This window comes from Virgisporangium aurantiacum (genome assembly GCF_016863635.1).
GTDB classification, from domain to species: Bacteria; Actinomycetota; Actinomycetes; order Mycobacteriales; family Micromonosporaceae; genus Virgisporangium; species Virgisporangium aurantiacum.
This window is the reverse complement of sequence record NZ_BOPG01000030.1, coordinates 61,278-79,886: the sequence shown is the minus strand read 5'-3', so window position 1 is coordinate 79,886 and position 18,609 is coordinate 61,278. Positions and strand designations below refer to the sequence as shown.

The window sequence follows — 18,609 nt, the reverse complement described above, 5'->3', positions numbered from 1 at the left end:
CGAGCCTTGACAATTCCGATCGTGCGAATGAACATTCATTCCGTCCGTGGACGATCGCACCGGGAGGCCCAGTGGTCAAGGTCGAGATCAACGGCACGCAGCACGACCTCTCCGACGACCTGCCCGACACCTCGGTGGACGTGCTGCGGGACCGGCTCGGCCTCACCGGCACCAAGCTCGTGTGCGGGGCCGGCGTCTGCGGAGCCTGCACCGTCCAGCTCGACGGCGCGCCCGTCGTCAGCTGCCTCCTGCCCGCGGCCGCGCTCGACGGCCGGTCGGTCACCACCGTCGAGGGCATCGGCGCCGGACATCCGGTGTCGCGCGCGTTCGTCGCGCACGCGGCCCTGCAATGCGGCTTCTGCACACCGGGCTTCGTGGTGGAGGCCGCCGCGTTCCACGACGAGTGGCGGGCCCGGCACGGCACCACCCGGCCCGGCCGGGCCGAGATCGCCGCGGCTCTCGCCGGCCACCTCTGCCGGTGCGGCGCATACCAGGAGATCTACGACGCGGTGGCCGCCGCGTGCGCCGGCGAGCACGACGCCGAGCCCGACCCTGGTGTCGCACCGCCGCGGGTCGAGGCGCCCGACAAGGTCACCGGCCGCGCCCGGTACACCGTCGACGTCCGGCTCCCCGGCCAGCTTGAGGGAATCATCGTGCGGTCGGCTCATCCGCACGCCCGAGTGACCGGCATCGACATCGCTGCCGCCCGTTCGATGGACGGCGTCCGCGCGGTGGAGAGACTGCTGGACACCGACGATCCCGACGTGCGCTACGTCGGGCAGGAGATCGCCGCCATCGCCGCCGTCGACCGGGGTACCGCCCACGCGGCGGCCGGCGCGGTGGCCGTCAGCTACGAGCCACGCCCGGCGAGCATCGACGCCGGTGCGGCGCGGCTCCCGGACGCCGCACCGGTCTTCGCGAAGAAGCGGAAACCGTTGAACGCCGCCGAGGGCGTGATGATGCCGACGCCGTGGAAGGAGCGCAACCTGCGCGGGCCGGTCGGATCGTTCTCCGACTCGGCCCGCACGGCCCGGAAGGCGGTCGCGCGCGCCCGGGAAGCGGGCGACCCGCTGCTCGTGGAAGCCGTGTTCCGCACGTCGGCTCAGCTGCACACGGCATTCGAGCCGCATGCCGCCGTGGCCGACTGGACCGACGACGGCCTGACCGTCTACGTGTCCACCCAGGCCGTCGCCCACGTCGCCGCCGAGATCGCCGACCGGTTCGGACTGAAGCCGGACCGGGTGCGGGTCATCGCCGAGCACGTCGGTGGTGCGTTCGGCGCCAAATTGTCGCTCAGCCCGGAGATCGTCGCGGCCGTCGTGCTGTCGCGGGCGGCGAAGGCACCGGTCCGGGTCGAGCTGGACCGGCTGGAGGAGCTCAGCGTCACCGGCCACCGGCCGGCGGCGGAGATCGAGGTGGCCCTGCTGCCCGGCGCGGACGGCAGCCTCGACACGCTGTCGATGATCGCCACCGCCGACGCCGGAATCGCGGTCGGCTCCACCGTCGCCGCGTTCGCCCGGTTGATGTACCCGGCCAGGGCGAAGGAACTCGTGGACTTCGACGTCGTCACCAACACGTCCCCGGGGGTGCCGTTCCGCGGGCCGGGTGGTCCGCTGACCGCGTTCGCGCTCGAACAGGCCGTGGACATGGCCGCCGGGCGGCTCGGCGTCGACCCGATCGCGCTACGGCAACGATGGGACCCCGACCCGCTGCGGCAGCGCCTGTACCGGTGGGCCGCGGCCCTGCCCGCCTGGCGCGACCGGGCCGATCCCGGCACCGGACGGATACGGCGTGGCGTCGGAGTGGCCGCGGCGAACTGGTTCTACTGGTGGCAGAGCGGCTGCGAGGTCGAGCTGGCGCTGTCCGCCGAAGGGCACCTGGTGGTGTCGACGGCGGTGCAGGACATGGGAACCGGCAGCCGCACCGTACTGGCGCGCACGGTGGCGGCCGAGTTCGGCGTACCGGTCGGCACCGTGCAGGTGCGACTGGGCGACTCTCGCCTGCCCACCGGTCCCATCTCCGGCGGCAGCCGCACCACCGCGACGCTGGTCCCGGCGACCCGCCAGGCCGCCCGCCGGATGAAGACCGCGCTGGCCGAGCGCGCCGGCCTGCGCGACGCGCGGGCCGGCGTCGACGGAATCACCCACTCCGGTGGCTTGCTGTCCTGGGCGGACGCGTTGCGGGTGGTGACGGAGGTGGTGACCGGGGCCGGCAGCGCCGCGGTCCGCGTCACCGCCGGACGCCCGGCAGACGACGCGGCCACCGCCCGGTCGGCGCGCCGGGCGTTCGACGGCGGCGGTGCCCTCGGAGTCGGCATGTCGCTGATCCTGCGCACGACGTCGAGCCTGCGCACGGGCCGTGGCTACACCGGCTCGGTCTACGTCGCGGAGGTCGAGGTGGACACCCGGCTCGGCCGCGTCCGCGTCCCGGCCATGCACTGCGGCATCGCCGCCGGTCGCCTCGCCGCACCGGAACTGGCGGCGGCCCAGGCGCACGGCGGGGTCATCCAGGGCGTCGGATACGCGCTGTACGAGCACCGCGAGCTGGACCCGCACACCGGCCGGGTGCTGTCCGCCGGCCTGGAGGACTACCGCATTCCCGGCATCGCCGATGTCCCGGACATCACCCTGCACTTCGACGAGGACGGGTTCGACCACGTCCCCGGCGGAGGTGTCGGCATCGGCGAGATCAGCACGATCCCGGTGGCCGCCGCCATCGCGAATGCCGTCCATGCCGCGACCGGGATCCGACCGGACCGGCTGCCCATCCGCCCCGACCTGATCTGTGGAGTCCTGTGATGACCGCACCGTTCGTGGAGTACCGGGCCGGCGGAACCGATCTGAGTGAGCGCCGGCGCAGCGGGGTCAGCCGTGGCCCGGTCCGTGACATCGGCGCACGCGCCGATCTCGCCGGCATCACGGCCGGCACCGGCGGCGGCCTGGACGTGGGTGCGATGGTGACCGTGGCGCAGGTGGCCGCGGACCCGATCGTGCGGGCCGGCTACCCGGGCCTGGCCGCCGCCGCGGGCGCGTTGGCCACTCCGCAGATCCGCCGGATGGCGACGATCGGCGGGAATCTGCTGCAGCGCAGCCGCTGCTGGTACTACCGCAACCCGCACGTGTCGTGTCTCAAGTCCGGCGGCTCCACCTGCCCGGCCCGCGACGGCAATCACCTGTTCTCGGTGGCGTTCGACCTCGGCCCGTGCGTGGCGCCGCACCCGTCGACGATCGGCGTCGCACTGCTCGCCTACGACGCTCTCGTGAGCACCGACCGGCGCCGGGAAGTCCCGGTGGCGGAGGTTTTCGGTGACGGATCCGACGGCGGGCGCGACCACCAACTCGCCGCCGACGAGTTGCTCACGGCGGTGCACCTGCCGCCGCCGGTCGCCGGGGAACGCGCCGCCTACCACCGCGCGATCACCCGTACCTACGCCGAGTGGCCGCTCGCGGAGGCGGTCGCCCGGCTTGTCGTGGCCGACGGCGCGATCACGCTGGCCAGCGTCGGGGTCGGCGGCGTCGCTCCGGTGCCGCTGCGGTTGCCGGCCGTCGAGGCACAACTCGTCGGGCGGCCCCCGACAACGGAGGTTATCGCGTCGGCCGCGCGGCACGCCACGCACGGCGCGCAGCCCTTGCCGCAGACCGGTTACAAGCTCCCGTTGCTGATCGGCACGGTCACCGAGGTGCTCGAACGGGCCGCGGACCTGAATTCACGCTGAGTCCTGCGACGGCTGGTCACCCGGAGGCCGCACGCAGAACTCGTTGCCGTCCGGATCCGCCAGCACGACGGTGCCGTCGTCGCGGGCGTCGAGCCGAGCGGCGCCGAGGGAGACCAGCGCGTCAACCGCCGCCCGCTGGTCGCCGTCCGCCGGGACCAGCTCGAAACGCTGCCGGTTCGGCTCCGCTTTCGGCGCCACGGGTGTGCCGTCCCAGGTGTCCCATGCGACCTTCGTGCCGCCGCGCGGTGACTGGATCGCGGTCTGCTCGCCCCGGTCCCACACCAGGGGCCAGCCCAGCGCCTTGCTCCAGAACTGGCCGACCTGCCGGGAGCCGGCACAGGTGACCTCGCCGAGCGGGCCGCACCCGTCGAGGTAGTCGTTGCCGGGCTCGATCACGCAGAACTCGTAGCCTGCCGGGTCGGCGAGGACGACGTGCCCCTCCTCGGGCCGCTGCCCGACGTCGACGTGGCGGCCACCGAGCCTGAGCGCCGTGGCCACCGTGTGCCGCTGGTCGTCGAGGTCGGCGCTGGTCAGGTGCAGGTGCATCCGGTTCGCGCCGAGTTGGCCGGCGCGGCCCGGTACGAACCGCAGGCCGAGTTGGGCGTCCCCGCCCGGCAACAGCACACCGCCGGCATCCTCGATGACCTCCCGACCGAGCAGACCGGACCAGAACCGGGCCGCTCCAGCCGGGTTGTCCGCCTCGAAGGTCACCGCCAGCAGTCGCGAATGCATCATCGGAACGTAGACACTGCCGCCGTGGGGCGGCAAGGCAATATCGAACCGGCGGGCCACCCGGTCCTCTCGTAGGCTCGCTCGACATGCGCGTGACCCACTCGCTCCTGCACACCGACGACCTCGCCCGGCTCGTGGAGCGGGAATACGCCATCGCCGCGCCCGTCACGGTGAGCTTGCTGAACCGCGGCTTCAACGACACCTACCTCGTCACCGACGTCGAGGGCGATCGCCGCGCGCTGCGGGTCTACAACCGCGACAAATACTGGATCCGCTCGGAATCCGATCTGCACTTCGAGCTCGACCTGCTCGAACATCTGGCCGCGGCCGGGCTGGGCGTCATCCGTCCGTACCAGCGCACCACCGGCGACCGGCTCGGCCGACTGACCGCACCCGAAGGCGAACGCTGCTTCGCCCTGTTCACCCACGCACCCGGCACGCCCTCGGACGAAGGCACGCTGACCACCGAGCAATGGCGCGGGTTCGGCGCCGGCATCGCCCGGATGCACCTGGAGATGGACGCCTTCCACACCGTCCACGACCGCTACCACCTCGACGGAAGCATCCTCGTCGAACGGCCACTGGCCAGCCTGGCACCCTACGCCGGGTCCGACCGGGCGGTCGCGGACCTCGCCGAACTCGGCAAGATCGGTGAACGACTGACCGACGACCTTCATCGCCTCCGGGCAATCCGCGGCGCGTGCGGAATCATCCACGCCGACCTGCACCGCGGCAACACCAACGTCAGCGACGACGGGCACTTCGTCACGTTCGACTTCGACCACTGCGGTTTCGGGCTCCGCGCGTACGACCTCGCCGCCCTGTATCACGGGCCCGACTCGCCGGACGAGGACCGCGATCGCTGGGCCGCGATCCTCACCGGCTACCAGCAGGTCCGTCCGCTGAGCCCGGCCGAGGTGGACGGCTTCCCCGCACTGGCCGCGTGCCGGGCGATATGGGACATCGGCGACTGGCTCGGTGCCGCCGACCGCACCGGCAACGCCTGGGTCACCGAGGCGCTGATCGCCAGGCTGCTCGCCGACGTCCGCAAGGCCGCAAGGTGACGCCGGGAACGGTCGACGCCGGCGCCGTGCATCGTCAGCGGACGGTGACGGTGATGGTGCCGGCGATTTCCAGGCCCGACAGGTGGAACAGTTCCAGGTAGTAGGTGCCCTGCGTCAGGCCCGTCCACGTGAGCTGGCTCGGCCGGGCGACGGCCGCCTCGCGGGTCCCCGGAAGGTCCTGGTCCGGGCCCCAGTTCACCTCGCGGTGCAGGATGACCCGGATCGGTGCGCCCTGCATGGCGTCGTAGTCGCTGCTGGTGGCGATCGTCGCCGTGACCGTGCCGCCCTCGGGTACCGGGAAATGCCGGGTCTCCGGTAGCCGGGCCGTCATCCGGAAGTCGCCCGACCAGTCGCCGCTGGCGTGGCTGGGCGCGACGGTGACCTGGCGCGGCGTGCGGCCCCGGAGCTGGCTGACGGCCTCGACCGCGTCGAGCGTCCGGATGCCGCCGTTCATGACCTCGGAGCCGACCACCCCGCCGGTGCCCTTGTTGACCTCACGGTACGAGGTCCGCCCGATCCACGCCGTCACCTGCTGCTCGGTGGCGTCGGCGACCTCGCTGGCGAGGCTGCCCTCGGCGTCACCGCCCAGGAATTCGCCGGTGGCCGTGTTGCACGAGTCGAAGGTGATCTCGGCCCGTGGCGAGAACGCCTGCGGCGTCAGTGTCCGTGCCTCACTGATCGACAGCCCGTAGTTCCCGGCGCCCTTGTCCTCCCAGCCGTAGCGGAGCGTCAACTGCTCCGGCACGCCGTGGCTGAACACGTGCAGTCCCACGATGGACTTCGCCGGGAACTGGTTGAGCAGCGCCGGCAACGACGTGTCCGGTGTGATCCAGAAGATCCGCGCTCCCTTGGCCCGCGCCTCGACACCGGCGAGGCCGGCCTCCGCCAGCTCGTACCCGGTCCGCTCGACCAGCCACACCCGGTGCTGACCGCCGACGCGCGCCGCCGCGTCGGCGAACTGGAACGCGTGGTTCACCCGCTTCTCACCCGGTCCGGGCGAACCCACCACGATCACGGTGTACTCCCCCGCCGGCAACTCGGACGGGTTGACCGGCGCCGGCCCGTCCTGGAGTGCCAGCGCGACCGCGCTGTTGGGCGCGGCCTGCGCGAACAACGCACCCGGCACCACGCCGTCACCCCGCGCGAGCAGCCCCGACAGCGCCGCGTTCCCCCAGTCACCGACCGGCCGCACCGCCCCGGACCCGACGAACTCCGGCTCGGCCCGCTCGTGCTCCTCGGCGCGCACTCGTTCCATGCACCGGATTCGTCGGCGCCCACCGGCCGGATGGGCAGCCTTCCGGGATCCTGCCAAAGTGTTCTTGTCAGCACCGCCCCGATGCCCGTAAGGGAGCCGCACGCCGATGTCGTCCGTAGCCGGTGAGTTCATGACCGAGACGTTGGAGTACGACGGTGGGCGGCAGGTCACCGCCTACGTACCGGCGACTGCGGCCGAGGCGGTCGTCTTCGCCGGCGACGGGCACCTGATCCCGTCGTGGGCAGCGGCGCTGGAGGCTGCCGATCTGCCGCCCACGATGATCGTCGGTGCGCACCGGGTCGCGGACGAGACGCTGCGGCTGCACGAGTACTCACCGGGCCGCAGCACGGCCGCGTTCGCCTTCGACCCGCACCGGTTCGCGGCCCACGAGACGTTCTTCGTCGAGGACGTCCGGCGATGGGCGGCGACCCGCCTGGCCGTCGGGCTGCCAGCCGGCCGCACGGCGGTATTCGGGGTCTCGGCCGGTGCGGAACTCGCGCTGGCCATGGGGCTGCGCCATCCCGACGTCTACGGCACGGTCCTGTGCGCCTCGCCCGGGGCCGGATACCAGCCGCCGGCCACGCTGCCCGACCGGCTTCCGCGCACCTACCTCGTCGCCGGCACCGAGGAACCGTTCTTCCTCGCCAACGCGACCCGGTGGGCGGACGCGTTGCGCGAGGCGGGTGGCGACGTGGTCATGGCCGAACGGGCCGGCTCACACGGCAATACCCTGTGGAACCACGAGTTTCCCCTGATGGTGGCGTGGGCGTTCGGACACTGACGCACGACCGCACAGGCGTCGAAGTTCGTGTGGATGCGAGGCTGGGATCCATGACGTCGTCGATTGCCCGTCGGGTGTATGAGGCTTGCCACCTCGCCGGGTCGTTCCGGCTGCGGTCGGGTCAGGTGAGCAGCGACTACTTCGACAAGTACCTGTTCGAGGGACAGCCGGGGCTGTTGCGGGAGGTGGCCGAGGCGATGGTCGGATTGCTGCCCGCGGAGTGCGACGTGCTGGCGGGGATGGAGATGGGCGGCATACCGATCGCCACGGTGATGTCTCAATTGACGGGGCTGCCCACCGTGTTCGTCCGCAAGCAGGCCAAGGCGTACGGCACCGCCAAGACCGCCGAGGGCGGTCCGGTGGACGGCCGGCGGGTCGTGCTCGTCGAAGACGTCGTGAGCACCGGCGGTGCGCTGCTGGAATCGTGCCGGCACCTGCGGGCGGCTGGTGCCGAGGTCGACTGGGCGGTCTGCGCGATCGACCGTGAACAGGGCGGGCGGGAGAACCTGGCCGCCGAGTCGATCCGGTTGCGTTCGGCGCTGACCCGTCACGACCTGGAATCGGCCGTGCGGACATGACCGCCGCGCGGGGTGACCGACACGATGACGCGGTGGACCCGGCCCGGCGCGTGATCGTCGCGCTCGACTTCGACAACGGCGACGACGCCATGGCAATCGTCGACCGGCTGGGCGAAGCCGGCACGTCGTACAAGATCGGCCTGGAGTTGTTGACCGCCGCCGGTCCGGCGATCCCGACCAGGCTCGCCGGCGCCGGCAAGGACGTCTTCCTCGATCTCAAATTGTTCGAGATCCCGACCTCCGTCGCCGGTGCCGTCCGGGCCGCCGGCCACCTCGGCGCGACCATGGTGACCGTGCACGCCATGGCCGGCCCCACGATCATGGCCGCCGCGGTCCACGCGGCCGCCGACTTTCCCCACCTACGCGTCATCGCCCTGACCGTCGTGACCAGTCTCGTCGACGCCGACCTGGCCGCCATCGGACTGAGCGCCACGGTCGAGGAGCAGACCAGCCGCCTGGCCCGACTTGCCGAACAGAGCGGCTGCCACGGCGTGGTCGCCTCTCCACGAGACGCAGCAGCGCTACGCGCCGCCCTCGGACCGACCATGCTCATCGTCACCCCAGGAGTGACCGTCCGGGCCGAACCGGCGATCGCGGCCCGGACCGGGCATGCCCGGTCAGCACACGCCGCCGCCGCAGTCGGCGACGGTGCGACGCACATCATCGTCGGTCGACCCGTGACCCGGGCACCCGACCCGGCCGCCGTCCTGGCCCACCTCCACCACGAACTGGCCAACCTCTGACACGTCGATCGAAGCCGGACCGGGTTCACTTGTTGTTGAACGGCAACGTCTCCGGAGTCCAGGCGCCGAGTGCGATCGCCATCCCTTCGGGTGGTTGTTCGTTCGCCAGTTCCGCACCGTCGACGTCGATGATGCGTCGCATGACGGGCGCCGGCAGGTGCGGGTTCGCGGCGGCCCGACCGCTGAGGTCCGGTTCGCCGAAGAGTTCTCGGACCCGCCCTGGCGACAGGCGGCCGTCGTCCGCTACCCACGCGCGGACGAAGCGCTCCGGATCGTGGCTGAGCCGTTCGATGACCTCGGCGGGCACCCTCGGGTCGAGGTGGGCCAACGCCCGCAGACGTGGATCGGGCGACGCGGCGAGATGGTCCAACCGGTCGCGCTTGAGGCTGGGGTGGTCCAACAGCAGGCTCCGGCTGAGGGTCCGGGCCTCGATGTACGTGGTCACCACCAGGTCGGCCGGCACGGCGGCATGTGTCTCGCACAGCAGCAACCGCACCGCGAAGTCGTCGTCGGCGCTGAGTTGCGTGACGAGTTCCGGCGCCAGGCCCCGGTTCATCGCGGCGCTGCGGCGCAGGCCGATGTGGGTCGATGTCGCGCACCGGCGCTGCACGTGCGGGTCTTCACTCAGCCGCACCCAGTCCAGTGGCAGCAGGCGGGTGCCCGGCCGTACCACGTAGTCGATCGCCGCCCGCTGCTGCTCGGTGAGCTCTGGCCGCATCGACACGACGAGGCGGATGTACGGGTCCGGGTCGACGCTCAGCCGCGCGACAAGGTCGGCCGGCAGGTCCGGATGCCCTGCGATCGCCGCGCGTTCGTGCCGGTCCTCAGCGGCGACGGCGGCCTCGGCCTCGGCACGGGTCAACGGCGCCGGCCGGGGCTTGGTCGCGGCCGGCCGCGAGGCGCGCAACCGGTCGCGGAGATCGCGTGGCACCCACGGATTGTCGGCGAGCCGGTCCGCGAGCGACGGCGCCCGCTCGATCACCCGCTCGAACGCCCACGCCGGCATCCTCGGCTCCGGGTCGTCGGTCCACAGCCGCATGAACGGACGCTCCACGAGGGCGTCGAGGACCTGCTCGGCCGGGTCCTCGACGAGCCGGGCCCGGTGCGCCGGCGGCAGATGATCGGCGCCGGCCAGCGCGGAACGGACCGCGACGTCAGGGTGACCGATCAGCGCGCCGATCTGATCGTCGGTCCACGACGGGCGGCTGCGGATGCACCAGCCGATCTCCGTGAACTGCTCGTCGACGAGGCGGCGCAGCAGATCCCCGGGGATAGCGGGATTGCGGGCGAGGCCGCGCAGCCGTGCGCGGGCGGGCTTGTTCTCGTGGTCGTGAAACGCCTTGTTGCCGAACACCGGAACCTCCCGATCGAAACGCGGTGCTGGCCCCCGTGGCACGCACCGGACGGCAACGGTAGAAAGGGAAATCGCGATCTGACAGGGCCATTTGCCCGATTGACACGATTCTTTCTGTCCACAGAGGATGGATATCAGCGTCGGATGCGATCGCGTGGAATGCTGCTGTGAGACTTCGTCGATGTCGTTAACATCTGGGTGACCTCTTCGGGCAGCTCCTGTCTCGGCACCCGAAGTCGCATGTTTGGCGGGCTCGGCGAGTTCGGCAAGCGGTGCGGCTTCCGGTGCCTTCCTGGTTTCCGGGTCGCCCAACTGCTGCGCGTCCTGCCAGGAGGGAGAGACGAATGCTGTCGGCAGGTCAGCGGGAGACGTTCCACCGCAGTGGACTGCTCACGGTCGAATCAGCCGTCCCACCAGCCGCCATCTCGGCGATGCGTGACCGGTTCTGGGAATTTCTGGCCCGCGAGCACAGCATCGACCAGGATCGCGTGGACACCTGGGTGGTGGAACGTCCGCGGGGCCTCCAGGCGCTGAGACGGTCCGGGGCCTTCAACCTCATGGCAAGCCGGCAGGTGTGTGACGCGCTCGACGATCTGCTCGGCGTCGCTGGGTGGCAGCCGCCGTCGACCTGGGGGTTGCCGCTGGTGACGTTCCCGGTGCCCGGGGCCCGATGGACCGTCCCGTCGACGGGCTGGCACGTGGACTCCTACGGGCCTGAGCACGACCTGCCCGGCGTGACGGTCTTCGTCTTCCTCACAACGGTGGCTGAACGGGGCGGCGGAACGGTAGTCCTGTCCGGATCACACCGGCTGTTCAACCGGCACATCGCGAGCACCGGCACATGGCGGCCGGCAGTGGTGAAAGCCGCCCTGGCCTCCCGGCATCCATGGCTACGCACGGTGTGGAGCGAAGACCGCCAGGTCGCACCGACCACCATCGGCAGCGGCACCATGCTCGACGGTGCGCACGTGCAGGTGCAGGAACTGACCGGTCACGCGGGAGATGTCGTCCTGATGCATCCTCGTACGTTGCACACCTCAGCCCCGAACGGCCTGCCCACACCGCGAATGATGCTCGTCGAGATCGTCCATCGTGCAGACCCGCCCGCCAACGTTGAAAACGCTCACAGCGACGCCCTGTCCTCGGCAGTTGAGAGCTTCTGGCGACCCGAGCACCGACTGTGACGACCATCGAGCCGGATAGCGCGACCGCTCGGCAGACCTCGGGTTCGGCAGGCGCGGCGGTCGTCGCTGCCGTTGGCTGCCCGCGCAGAATGTGTGAATGGGTACGTGGGGGCCGGGGCTGTTCTCCGATGATCTTGCGTGTGACGTTCGTGGGGACTATCGGCGCCTGATCGAGGACGGCGTTGATGATGCGGAGGCGACCTCCCGGATCCTGGCGCAGCATCTCGGTGAGCCGGCCGACTCCGACGACGGTCCGGTGGTGTGGCTGGCGTTGGCGATCACGCAGTCGACGGTCGGTCGGCTGGATCCGCTCGTGCAGGCTCGGGCGCTGGAGGTGATCGACAGCGGGATAGGCCTGGACCGGTGGGTCGGGGATCCGGGGCTGCTGGCGAAGCGGCTCGCCGTGCTGGCGAAGGTTCGTGCGCAACTGGTCGGGCCGCAGCCGGCGCGGAAGACGCTGCGCCCACCGCGTCGGCATGCCACGAGTCTGCAGACGGGTGAAGTGCTGGCCTACCGCGGCTCGAACGACCGAGTGGCGTTGCTGCGGGTGGCGAGGGTCGATGACGACCGGTCGGCGATCGCGCCGATTCTGGTGGTTGTCGACTTCGACGGGGACCGGATACCGGAGCCGGCGGTGCTCGACACGCTGCCGGATCGGATGGAGCCGGCACGGCGCTTCGACGGGCTGCCGTGGTCAGCCGCACGGTTTCATGTCCAGGTGCTTCGCCGAGTCGACTACGACGCCGCCGGGCTCCGGCGGGTCGCCACCATCCAGGCGCGGACCGGTGACGAGACCGTGTCGGCCCGGTCGTACACGAACTGGCAGGGCCTTGCCAGGCAGATGGAGTTCGAACTCACCGGCCAATGGCCCGCCGACAGCGACGCTGCGGCGGGCTCATAACGCCCCACCACGATCAACACCGGCTGCGCCTTCTTCCTTGATCGGGTGCGCTGACATCGGCATGTTGGCGCAGCCGGACAGCGCCGCGTGGCGAGGCGGCCGTCTCGATGTGGCAGACCGCCCGTGCCGGGTCGCCGCGCTGCACGCCTGGCGGCCGAGCGACTGATGAGGGACATTCACGACGAAGAACGGAGCAACCCATACCCCCGAGCCATCGGTCACCATGCCGATCCCGGCAATCCCCGTCATCGAACGGGGTCAGCGCGGCGTTACGGTCTGCTGGTGGACTCATCGCGGATCACCGTCGGCGCCGTCTTCCGCTTGCCGCACGACGAACGGCCCGATCGTGTCCTCGTTCACGCCAACGGGGTTGTGATGTATGACTATTGGCAGCGCCGATGAGGAGGCATTGCACCGGCCGGATCTGCCCTTCGCCGCCGTGCAGCGGCACGGACCGGTCTGGCCGAGCAGCGAGGCCGATCTGACCACGTTCGCAGCGGAATTTCCGCCGGACACCGTCGCCCTCGATGCGGCCGAGATCTACCTGAGTCCATTCGGTGCCAAGGGCGGTTCCCAGCGGCACGTACAGATCAGCGCCGACGACAAAGCCGGTTTCACCGCCCGAGAACTGATGCGCAAGGCGGCCGAACTGCAGGCACCCCACCTCGGCTCACAGGCCGTTGTCGAGGGCGTCGGCATCTATCGAAGCGGCCTGCACCGAGGCCGCCCGTCCTTCTACCTGTGGGGAGCGATAAGCCGGCTCGAAACGCATCTCGCGCGCTCCCAGACCAACGACACCGACGAAGCCGACGAAGCTGAGTAGCCAAACATTGGATGAGGACGGTCGAGTCGTCGCCTCAGTGTCCGTCGCGGACCACCGCCAGCCCGCCGACCCGGGTCGTGATGCCCGCCGGCCCGCGTCGGGCCGAAGCGAGCACGCTGGCAGGTCGACCGAGGGTGTCACCCTGCTCCACCTCGATCGCGACCGTCTGTGCCCCGGTCGTGTCGAGCAGGTGGGCGGCCAGGCAGCCGGTGCTGTTGGCGTTGGCGACGTCCTCATCGACACCGATCGCCGGCGCGAACATCCGCGCCGCACCCGGTCGGTCGCCCGCCGGCGGTACGTACACGAAACAGCCGAGGAGCCCGTACCGCCGGCATGCCGCTGTGAGCCTGCCGAGGTGCGGGCAGACTCGGAGCAGCGCCGTCCGGTCGTGGACCGGTACCAGCATGCGTGGTGCGCCGGGCGCGGCGATCCGTGGCGCGTCGGTCGGATGCGGGTCGTCCGCGGTGAGCCCGAGCGCGCCGACGATCTCGGCACGCTCGTCCGGTGCCGGGTGACGCAGCGCGACGAGGCCCTGGTCGAACCACACCTCGATGCCGGCGGGGCGACGGATCGCGACGGTGTCGAACGTGCGCCCGCCGGTGTGTTGGCGGTCGTCCAGCTCGTCCAGCGAGGTGCGGCTCAACCGGACGGCCTGCGCGGCAACGGTGCCGTGGCCGCAGCCGGACAGTTCGGCGGTGGCGGTGAAGAACCGGACCGGCCAACCACCGTCCGGCGTCCGCCCCGGGCCGAGGAGCGCCGCGTGCGAGGTGCCGGCCGCAGCAGCGACCGCACGCCGGTCCGCGTCCGTCGCCGCCGAGTCGTCGTCGGTGACGGCCGTGGGGCTGCCGCCCCGGCCGTCGCGCCGCACGCACGCATCCACCACCGTGACATCCGGCCAGGACATCGGCCCACCTCTGACGCTCAACGAACCGGCAACCGCGAACGGCGTCCGCCGATAGCCAGATCTGGCCGCGACGGCCGACCGAGCGCGTTCCGGAGCGTACCGGCGCGCCTCAGCCGGTGCCGTCCTGCACCGGATAGTGGATGACGACCGCACCGCCGGTGGCGTAGTTGGCGACATCGGCGGCCACCCGCTGGCCTTGCGGCGACGCCCGCGCCGCCGCCATGGCGGCGGCGTCAGCGAAGTCGCCTTCGAAGACCGCGAAATACGGCGTTTCTCCCTGGGTCGCCGCCACGTCGAAGCTGTAGCGCCACGCAAGCAGGCCGGGCAGATTCATGACCAGTGGAAGGTGGTTGGTCACGTAGTAGTCGCGGAAGTGGTCAGGGTCGGCGGGCTTGGAATACAGGACCACCAACTTGTGCATGACGACCTCCGTCCGGAGACGAGAACATAACATCCGGATGACCTGGGAGTTCCTGCTAAGGATCTAGGGACGACGCGGAACGGTTCGGATCGCCTCAAGATCCGACGCACTGTTCTCGGCTATGTTGGCGCGCAGCGCGAAGACGAGCGCGGCGTCGCCGACGCGGTCGGTGATGACCTGCGCGGCCGCCGACGCCGGCTGATGCGGTTGCACCTGACGCTTCGCCTGTCCCGCGATCATGATTCGTGACCGGAGAGATATCCGTTCACGGTTCACTCGATCTCTCGACCCAGCCGCCGTACGGCACCGTGATGATCTCGAGGTTGTGACCGTCGGCGTCCTCCCAGTACAGTCCGCGCCCGCCGTCGTTGGTATTGATCTTTCCCGGCTGCCGGTGGTACGGGTCCGCCCAGTACGACAATCCGTGCGTCTGGATCCGGGCGAGGATCTCGTCGAACTCCGCGTCCGACACGAGGAACGCGTAGTGCTGGGGATGGATGGTGCCGTCCTCCTGGATGAAGTCGAGCGAGCAGTTGTTGGCCAGTTCGACGACCAGGAATGGACCGTACGGAACCGGTTCCGCGAGGCCCAGCAACTCCGCCAGGCGCCGGGCGGAGCGTTCCCGGTCACGCACATGGACGATGGTGTGGTTGAGCTGGACAGGCATGACGTCGAGGCTACGCCGAGCTACACAGGGACGCGGCCGCGCGCTACGCGGCCAGATCCGCGCGCTGGTCAGCGGCGCGAGTTCCAGTACATCTGTTCGTGGCTGCACGATTGCGTTGAGGGAGGCCGGCATACGCCGACTGCGAGTAGCTGGGACCGGAGTTCGGCCGACGTGTTGGGATGGTGGGCGACCTTGTGCCGGACGATGAACCAGTCGGCCGGGGCGCTGGCGGTTTCCGCATCCGCCATCGCCTGGAGGCCCTCCAACGGCGTCGACCGGTTCAGCAGGACGTTCCATCCGACCGTTTCGTCGGGGTCGGTGCTGAGAATTGTCAGTGCGTCGGGCGGCGTGTTGGGGTTGCGGGCGGTCCACAGGCGGACCGGTCGGATGACGTCGTGGGCCAGCTCGCGTAGCCGGTCGCGGGTGGTCTTCGCGTCCCTGGCCTCAAGAACGCGCAAGTAGCCGAGCCAGCGCTCATGCGCGGTTCGGATCTCTCGCCTTGTCACGCCACCATGATCACCAATTCCGGGGGCACTGGCATCCCCGAAACGGCCACCTGCCAGCAAGAAACGCTCCCGGGAGGTCCAGCACGCCCAGGGAAAAAGCCGGTGGGGTGCCGACGTGACGGACGACACCCCACCGGCACTGTCACGCGCTCTGTTCCCGCTCGGCGGGGCTCGTGTTCATGCAGAACTCGTTACCTTCCGGATCGGCGAGCACGATCCATCCCTGCCCTCGGCCGCGCCGGTCGGCGAGCAGTGTGGCACCGAGGGCGATGACCCGCTCGACTTCCTCGTCCCGGGTGCGGTCGAGGGGCTGCAGGTCGAGGTGGAGCCGATTCTTCGCGCCCTTCGGTTCCGGTACCCGGGTGAACAACAGCCCGGGATGCCCAGGCGCGGGCGGCAGCACGGCGCACTCGTCATGACCGGGCCGGTCGTCGGCATCGGTCGGCCAGCCGGTTACGTCGCCGTAGAAACGCGACAACGGGAAGGGATCAGCACAGTCGACAGAGATCCATCGGATGGACGAAACCATTTGATCCTCCAGGAGATCGGGAATGGACGGGCCATCGAACCCGTCAGGTAACCCGGCATGGCTATCTCCTTCCGGCGGTGAGGATCGAGATTGACTGTACGACCGCAGCGGCGTCCCGGACAGCGGCATCCGCGGGTGTCGGAGCGTTGTCGATGCGGTTTCGCGGTTGGTGGTCAGCGCACTATCTCGGCGATGCCGAGCAGGTTGCCCTCGCTGTCGCGGAACCAGGCGGCCCGTTCGCCGCGGCCCTTGCTCGGGTAGTTGCCCTCGATGTCCATGATCCCGTCGACGGCGCCGTCGTACTGCTCGAAGACCACCCCGCGGACGCGTAGCCCGGCGACGGCCGCGTCGATGTCGTCGACGTAGAAGCCCATCTGCGTGAACGAACCGTCCGACCGGCCGCCGGAGGCGAACAGGCAGAAGACACCTGTTGCGCCCTCGTACCGCAGGCCGCCGTCGCGTTCCTCGACCGGTTCCAGGCCAAGCTTCTCGGCATACCAGCGCCGGGCTCGGACAAGATCCTGAGTGGGGATACGGGCCTCGATCCGCGCGTTGTTCAGCATCTTCGCATGTTAATCGGGTTCGACACGCAGGCCGGCGGGTGAGCGCCACCCGGAGACCGTCTCCAGGAAGTCCAGGACGGTGCCAGGTCATGACTCACCGACCCGATCGGCAGATCAGCGGGGCCGCATTGCTTGCGGCATAGCGGCCGGCCGCCGAGCAACCGGAGTCTCCGCCAAGCGACTGCCGCGTTAGGTCGGCGCCACGAGTGGGAATCAACCGGCTGGACGAAGGAGGCAGCAATGACCGTTCCCCAGTCGGGCGCCCGGACCCCCGCGGTGACCGTCGCCGTCTACCTCGACTACGCCTCGGCCCAGCGAGCCGTCGACTACCTGTCCGACAACGGGTTCCCGGTCGAGCAGACCGCGATCGTCGGCACCGATCTGCGGCTGGTCGAGCGGGTGCTGGGCCGGATGACCATAGCGCGGGCGGCGCTCGCCGGCGCGGCCAGCGGCGCCTGGTTCGGCCTGTTCATCGGCCTGCTGTTCGCGCTGTTCACCACGCGCGGCTGGCTCCTGGTCATCCTGACCGGCCTACTGATCGGTGCCGTCTGGGGTGCCGTGTTCGGTGCGATCGCGCACGCCATGACCGGTGGCCAGCGCGACTTCACGTCGTCGAGCCACCTGGTGGCGGAGCGGTACGCCGTCACCGTGACCGCCGAGCACGCCGACCGGGCCGGGCAGATGCTCGGCCAGTTGACGTTCCGAAATCCCGCCGACGTTGGGGATCGCACGGTCCCGGAGGAGCCGAACGCCGGTCGCGAACCAGTTCAAGAACGGCTGGACACCCGGCCGGGCAAGCGACTGAGTGAGATTCTGGACCGGGCGCGTCATAGCGTGGTCCATCGCCGACGTGTCCGGCCGACCTCTCCGGGGGCCGGACACGACCGGTGAGTCTCGGTGACTGCTACCTGCGGTGGATGATGAAGTCGGCGAAGACGTGCCGGCCGGGTTGGTCGCCCACCTCGTCGATGGCCGCGCGGATGTCACGTAACTGTTGTGTTGTCATTTGCAGTGGCGGTTCATGGGGCTGGAAGGTGGTACGAATCGGGTAGTCCGTTCCCGGTTCGTTGGTCATCTCGATGTGGCAGCCGAGGATGTGGGTCACCGGCCGCGACTCGGCGAACCGGACCAGGGTGTCGATGGTGAGCCGGAAGGCCGGCCAGTCGTCGACGTAGAGCCGCCCCGGATAGACGGTGTCCCCGGTCAGCAGCAGCCCGGTGTACCGGTCGTAGAAGGTAACGGCCGAGTCATGGTGGCCGGGCGTGGCCAGGCAATCCAGGACGCGTCCGCCGAGGTCGACGCGACTCGTCTGGCCCGGCTCAGCGAGACCGAGATGCGCCCACGCGGTGGCGCGGTCAGCGCCCACGACGACGGTGTCGTCCTTGCCTGCGAACTGGGCGTCGCCGGCGACGTGGTCGCCATGGGCGTGTGTGTGCAGCACCAGAAGTTGGTAGCCCTCGCGCGGGTGGACGGCCAGCCATCGCCGCATCACCTCCTCGACCGTTCGCTGCAACGGGAAGTGCTCAGCCGAGGTGGTGGCGCCGGTGTCGAGCAGGACGACCCGGTCGTTGCCGAACAGCAGGAACAGGAACGGCGCCTCGTAGTTGACCGCCATGTTCTGGCGCAGGATGAAAGTGTGCTCGTTGTAGGCGTGCACCTGGATGTCGGGATCGGTGTTGTGCTTGGCCGACAGGGATCCGTGGATCCACCGGACGTCGAACGTGCCCGGCGCCGGGGCCGAGGAGACGAAGTCGATGCGCGTGGCGGTCATGACACTCCTGAGAGCGTCATCGTGGCTGGACGGTGGTGGACAGTGTTGGACACGCGTGCTCCTTACGGAGTGGCGCGCTCCTCGGCTTCGGTCACGTCGAGGGAGCGCGACATCTGAC

20 protein-coding genes and 1 pseudogene are annotated in these 18,609 nt (G+C 70.3%); 10 read left to right on the top strand and 11 right to left on the bottom strand.

The annotated features are described in order from the left end of the window. Nucleotides 1-71: 71 nt before the first annotated feature. Both Vau01_RS23955 and Vau01_RS23950 read left to right on the top strand, forming a co-directional pair. The gene (locus tag Vau01_RS23955; protein WP_203996526.1) at nucleotides 72-2,798 is read left to right on the top strand and encodes a molybdopterin-dependent oxidoreductase; all 2,727 of its coding nucleotides are present in this window, start codon (nucleotides 72-74) and stop codon (nucleotides 2,796-2,798) included. Next, nucleotides 2,798-3,715: an FAD binding domain-containing protein gene (locus Vau01_RS23950; protein ID WP_203996524.1), complete on the top strand. Its 918-nt coding sequence runs from the start codon at nucleotides 2,798-2,800 to the stop codon at nucleotides 3,713-3,715. The genes Vau01_RS23955 and Vau01_RS23950 overlap by 1 nt, the downstream gene beginning before the upstream one ends. On the opposite strand, the gene Vau01_RS23945 is transcribed toward Vau01_RS23950, so the two are convergent. Further along, a complete protein-coding gene (locus Vau01_RS23945) occupies nucleotides 3,707-4,447 on the bottom strand; it encodes a VOC family protein (RefSeq protein ID WP_203996521.1) in 741 nt (246 codons plus the stop codon). The two genes, Vau01_RS23950 and Vau01_RS23945, sit on opposite strands and share 9 nt — an antisense overlap. 86 nt (nucleotides 4,448-4,533) lie before the next feature. On the opposite strand from Vau01_RS23945, the gene Vau01_RS23940 reads away from it, so the two are divergent. Beyond that, entirely contained in the window at nucleotides 4,534-5,511 is a 978-nt protein-coding gene (locus Vau01_RS23940; RefSeq protein ID WP_203996520.1) for a phosphotransferase enzyme family protein, read from the top strand. A gap of 34 nt (nucleotides 5,512-5,545) precedes the next feature. On the opposite strand, the gene Vau01_RS23935 is transcribed toward Vau01_RS23940, so the two are convergent. Continuing rightward, nucleotides 5,546-6,766, bottom strand: coding sequence for a hypothetical protein (locus tag Vau01_RS23935; protein ID WP_203996517.1), 1,221 nt, complete (start codon nucleotides 6,764-6,766; stop codon nucleotides 5,546-5,548). 130 nt (nucleotides 6,767-6,896) lie between these two features. Between Vau01_RS23935 and Vau01_RS23930 the strand changes: the two genes are divergently transcribed. From Vau01_RS23930 to pyrF, 3 genes are read left to right on the top strand one after another with little or no spacing between them, the layout of a single operon-like run. After that, the gene (locus Vau01_RS23930; RefSeq protein WP_203996515.1) at nucleotides 6,897-7,547 is read left to right on the top strand and encodes an alpha/beta hydrolase; all 651 of its coding nucleotides are present in this window, start codon (nucleotides 6,897-6,899) and stop codon (nucleotides 7,545-7,547) included. Nucleotides 7,548-7,597: 50 nt separating this feature from the next. Continuing rightward, on the top strand, nucleotides 7,598-8,125 hold the full coding sequence (pyrE, locus tag Vau01_RS23925; protein WP_203996513.1) for an orotate phosphoribosyltransferase: 528 nt from the start codon (nucleotides 7,598-7,600) through the stop codon (nucleotides 8,123-8,125). Nucleotides 8,126-8,157: 32 nt separating this feature from the next. Then, on the top strand, nucleotides 8,158-8,868 hold the full coding sequence (pyrF, locus tag Vau01_RS23920) for an orotidine-5'-phosphate decarboxylase (protein ID WP_203996511.1): 711 nt from the start codon (nucleotides 8,158-8,160) through the stop codon (nucleotides 8,866-8,868). Between the two features lie 25 nt (nucleotides 8,869-8,893). Here the strand turns inward: pyrF and Vau01_RS23915 are convergent, their stop codons facing one another. Continuing rightward, a complete protein-coding gene (locus Vau01_RS23915; protein ID WP_203996510.1) occupies nucleotides 8,894-10,222 on the bottom strand; it encodes a hypothetical protein in 1,329 nt (442 codons plus the stop codon). 344 nt (nucleotides 10,223-10,566) lie between these two features. On the opposite strand from Vau01_RS23915, the gene Vau01_RS23910 reads away from it, so the two are divergent. The 3 genes from Vau01_RS23910 (at nucleotide 10,567) to Vau01_RS23900 (ending at nucleotide 13,130) form a co-directional block, all read left to right on the top strand. Next, nucleotides 10,567-11,406, top strand: a complete 840-nt coding sequence (locus Vau01_RS23910) for a phytanoyl-CoA dioxygenase family protein (protein WP_275423954.1) — start codon at nucleotides 10,567-10,569, stop codon at nucleotides 11,404-11,406. A 97-nt stretch (nucleotides 11,407-11,503) separates the two neighbouring features. Beyond that, the gene (locus Vau01_RS23905) at nucleotides 11,504-12,307 is read left to right on the top strand and encodes a hypothetical protein (RefSeq protein ID WP_203996504.1); all 804 of its coding nucleotides are present in this window, start codon (nucleotides 11,504-11,506) and stop codon (nucleotides 12,305-12,307) included. Between the two features lie 379 nt (nucleotides 12,308-12,686). Continuing rightward, nucleotides 12,687-13,130 carry a hypothetical protein gene (locus tag Vau01_RS23900; protein WP_203996502.1) on the top strand — a complete coding sequence of 148 codons (444 nt, stop codon included), beginning with the start codon at nucleotides 12,687-12,689 and terminating at the stop codon, nucleotides 13,128-13,130. Nucleotides 13,131-13,164: 34 nt separating this feature from the next. Here Vau01_RS23900 and Vau01_RS23895 read toward each other — a convergent pair whose 3' ends face one another. The 7 genes from Vau01_RS23895 to Vau01_RS23865 all read right to left on the bottom strand — a co-directional run bounded on the left by Vau01_RS23895 (nucleotide 13,165) and on the right by Vau01_RS23865 (nucleotide 16,720). Then, nucleotides 13,165-14,034, bottom strand: coding sequence for a PhzF family phenazine biosynthesis protein (locus tag Vau01_RS23895; protein ID WP_203996500.1), 870 nt, complete (start codon nucleotides 14,032-14,034; stop codon nucleotides 13,165-13,167). A gap of 109 nt (nucleotides 14,035-14,143) precedes the next feature. Further along, on the bottom strand, nucleotides 14,144-14,455 hold the full coding sequence (locus Vau01_RS23890) for an EthD family reductase (protein ID WP_203996498.1): 312 nt from the start codon (nucleotides 14,453-14,455) through the stop codon (nucleotides 14,144-14,146). A 63-nt stretch (nucleotides 14,456-14,518) separates the two neighbouring features. Next, entirely contained in the window at nucleotides 14,519-14,695 is a 177-nt protein-coding gene (locus tag Vau01_RS23885; RefSeq protein ID WP_203996497.1) for a hypothetical protein, read from the bottom strand. 25 nt (nucleotides 14,696-14,720) lie between these two features. Continuing rightward, nucleotides 14,721-15,122, bottom strand: a complete 402-nt coding sequence (locus Vau01_RS23880; protein WP_203996495.1) for a VOC family protein — start codon at nucleotides 15,120-15,122, stop codon at nucleotides 14,721-14,723. A gap of 68 nt (nucleotides 15,123-15,190) precedes the next feature. Next, on the bottom strand, nucleotides 15,191-15,628 hold the full coding sequence (locus tag Vau01_RS23875) for a hypothetical protein (protein ID WP_203996493.1): 438 nt from the start codon (nucleotides 15,626-15,628) through the stop codon (nucleotides 15,191-15,193). A 142-nt stretch (nucleotides 15,629-15,770) separates the two neighbouring features. Next, nucleotides 15,771-16,286, bottom strand: a complete 516-nt coding sequence (locus Vau01_RS23870; RefSeq protein WP_308440480.1) for a VOC family protein — start codon at nucleotides 16,284-16,286, stop codon at nucleotides 15,771-15,773. Nucleotides 16,287-16,330: 44 nt separating this feature from the next. Further along, the gene (locus tag Vau01_RS23865) at nucleotides 16,331-16,720 is read right to left on the bottom strand and encodes a VOC family protein (protein WP_203996491.1); all 390 of its coding nucleotides are present in this window, start codon (nucleotides 16,718-16,720) and stop codon (nucleotides 16,331-16,333) included. A 240-nt stretch (nucleotides 16,721-16,960) separates the two neighbouring features. Here Vau01_RS23865 and Vau01_RS23860 point away from each other — a divergent pair. After that, nucleotides 16,961-17,431, top strand: a pseudogene (locus Vau01_RS23860) (YflT domain-containing protein); the annotation flags it as partial. 193 nt (nucleotides 17,432-17,624) lie between these two features. Here the strand turns inward: Vau01_RS23860 and Vau01_RS23855 are convergent. Then, nucleotides 17,625-18,491 (bottom strand): MBL fold metallo-hydrolase, encoded by an 867-nt coding sequence (locus Vau01_RS23855; RefSeq protein WP_203996489.1) that lies wholly within the window; start codon nucleotides 18,489-18,491, stop codon nucleotides 17,625-17,627. Nucleotides 18,492-18,609 lie beyond the last annotated feature (118 nt).

Bases quoted from the DNA above. Each gene is read 5' to 3' on its own strand.
- pyrE (WP_203996513.1), top strand. From the start codon at position 7,598: ATGACGTCGTCGATTGCCCGTCGGGTGTATGAGGCTTGCCACCTCGCC.
- Vau01_RS23910 (WP_275423954.1), top strand. From the start codon at position 10,567: ATGCTGTCGGCAGGTCAGCGGGAGACGTTCCACCGCAGTGGACTGCTC.
- Vau01_RS23880 (WP_203996495.1), bottom strand. From the start codon at position 15,122: ATGCCTGTCCAGCTCAACCACACCATCGTCCATGTGCGTGACCGGGAA.
- Vau01_RS23895 (WP_203996500.1), bottom strand. From the start codon at position 14,034: ATGTCCTGGCCGGATGTCACGGTGGTGGATGCGTGCGTGCGGCGCGAC.
- Vau01_RS23855 (WP_203996489.1), bottom strand. From the start codon at position 18,491: ATGACCGCCACGCGCATCGACTTCGTCTCCTCGGCCCCGGCGCCGGGC.
- Vau01_RS23950 (WP_203996524.1), top strand. From the start codon at position 2,798: ATGACCGCACCGTTCGTGGAGTACCGGGCCGGCGGAACCGATCTGAGT.
- Vau01_RS23935 (WP_203996517.1), bottom strand. From the start codon at position 6,766: ATGGAACGAGTGCGCGCCGAGGAGCACGAGCGGGCCGAGCCGGAGTTC.
- Vau01_RS23930 (WP_203996515.1), top strand. From the start codon at position 6,897: ATGACCGAGACGTTGGAGTACGACGGTGGGCGGCAGGTCACCGCCTAC.
- Vau01_RS23865 (WP_203996491.1), bottom strand. From the start codon at position 16,720: ATGCTGAACAACGCGCGGATCGAGGCCCGTATCCCCACTCAGGATCTT.
- Vau01_RS23945 (WP_203996521.1), bottom strand. From the start codon at position 4,447: ATGCATTCGCGACTGCTGGCGGTGACCTTCGAGGCGGACAACCCGGCT.
- Vau01_RS23890 (WP_203996498.1), bottom strand. From the start codon at position 14,455: ATGCACAAGTTGGTGGTCCTGTATTCCAAGCCCGCCGACCCTGACCAC.
- Vau01_RS23885 (WP_203996497.1), bottom strand. From the start codon at position 14,695: ATGATCGCGGGACAGGCGAAGCGTCAGGTGCAACCGCATCAGCCGGCG.
- Vau01_RS23905 (WP_203996504.1), top strand. From the start codon at position 11,504: ATGGGTACGTGGGGGCCGGGGCTGTTCTCCGATGATCTTGCGTGTGAC.
- Vau01_RS23940 (WP_203996520.1), top strand. From the start codon at position 4,534: ATGCGCGTGACCCACTCGCTCCTGCACACCGACGACCTCGCCCGGCTC.
- Vau01_RS23900 (WP_203996502.1), top strand. From the start codon at position 12,687: ATGACTATTGGCAGCGCCGATGAGGAGGCATTGCACCGGCCGGATCTG.
- Vau01_RS23870 (WP_308440480.1), bottom strand. From the start codon at position 16,286: ATGCCGCTGTCCGGGACGCCGCTGCGGTCGTACAGTCAATCTCGATCC.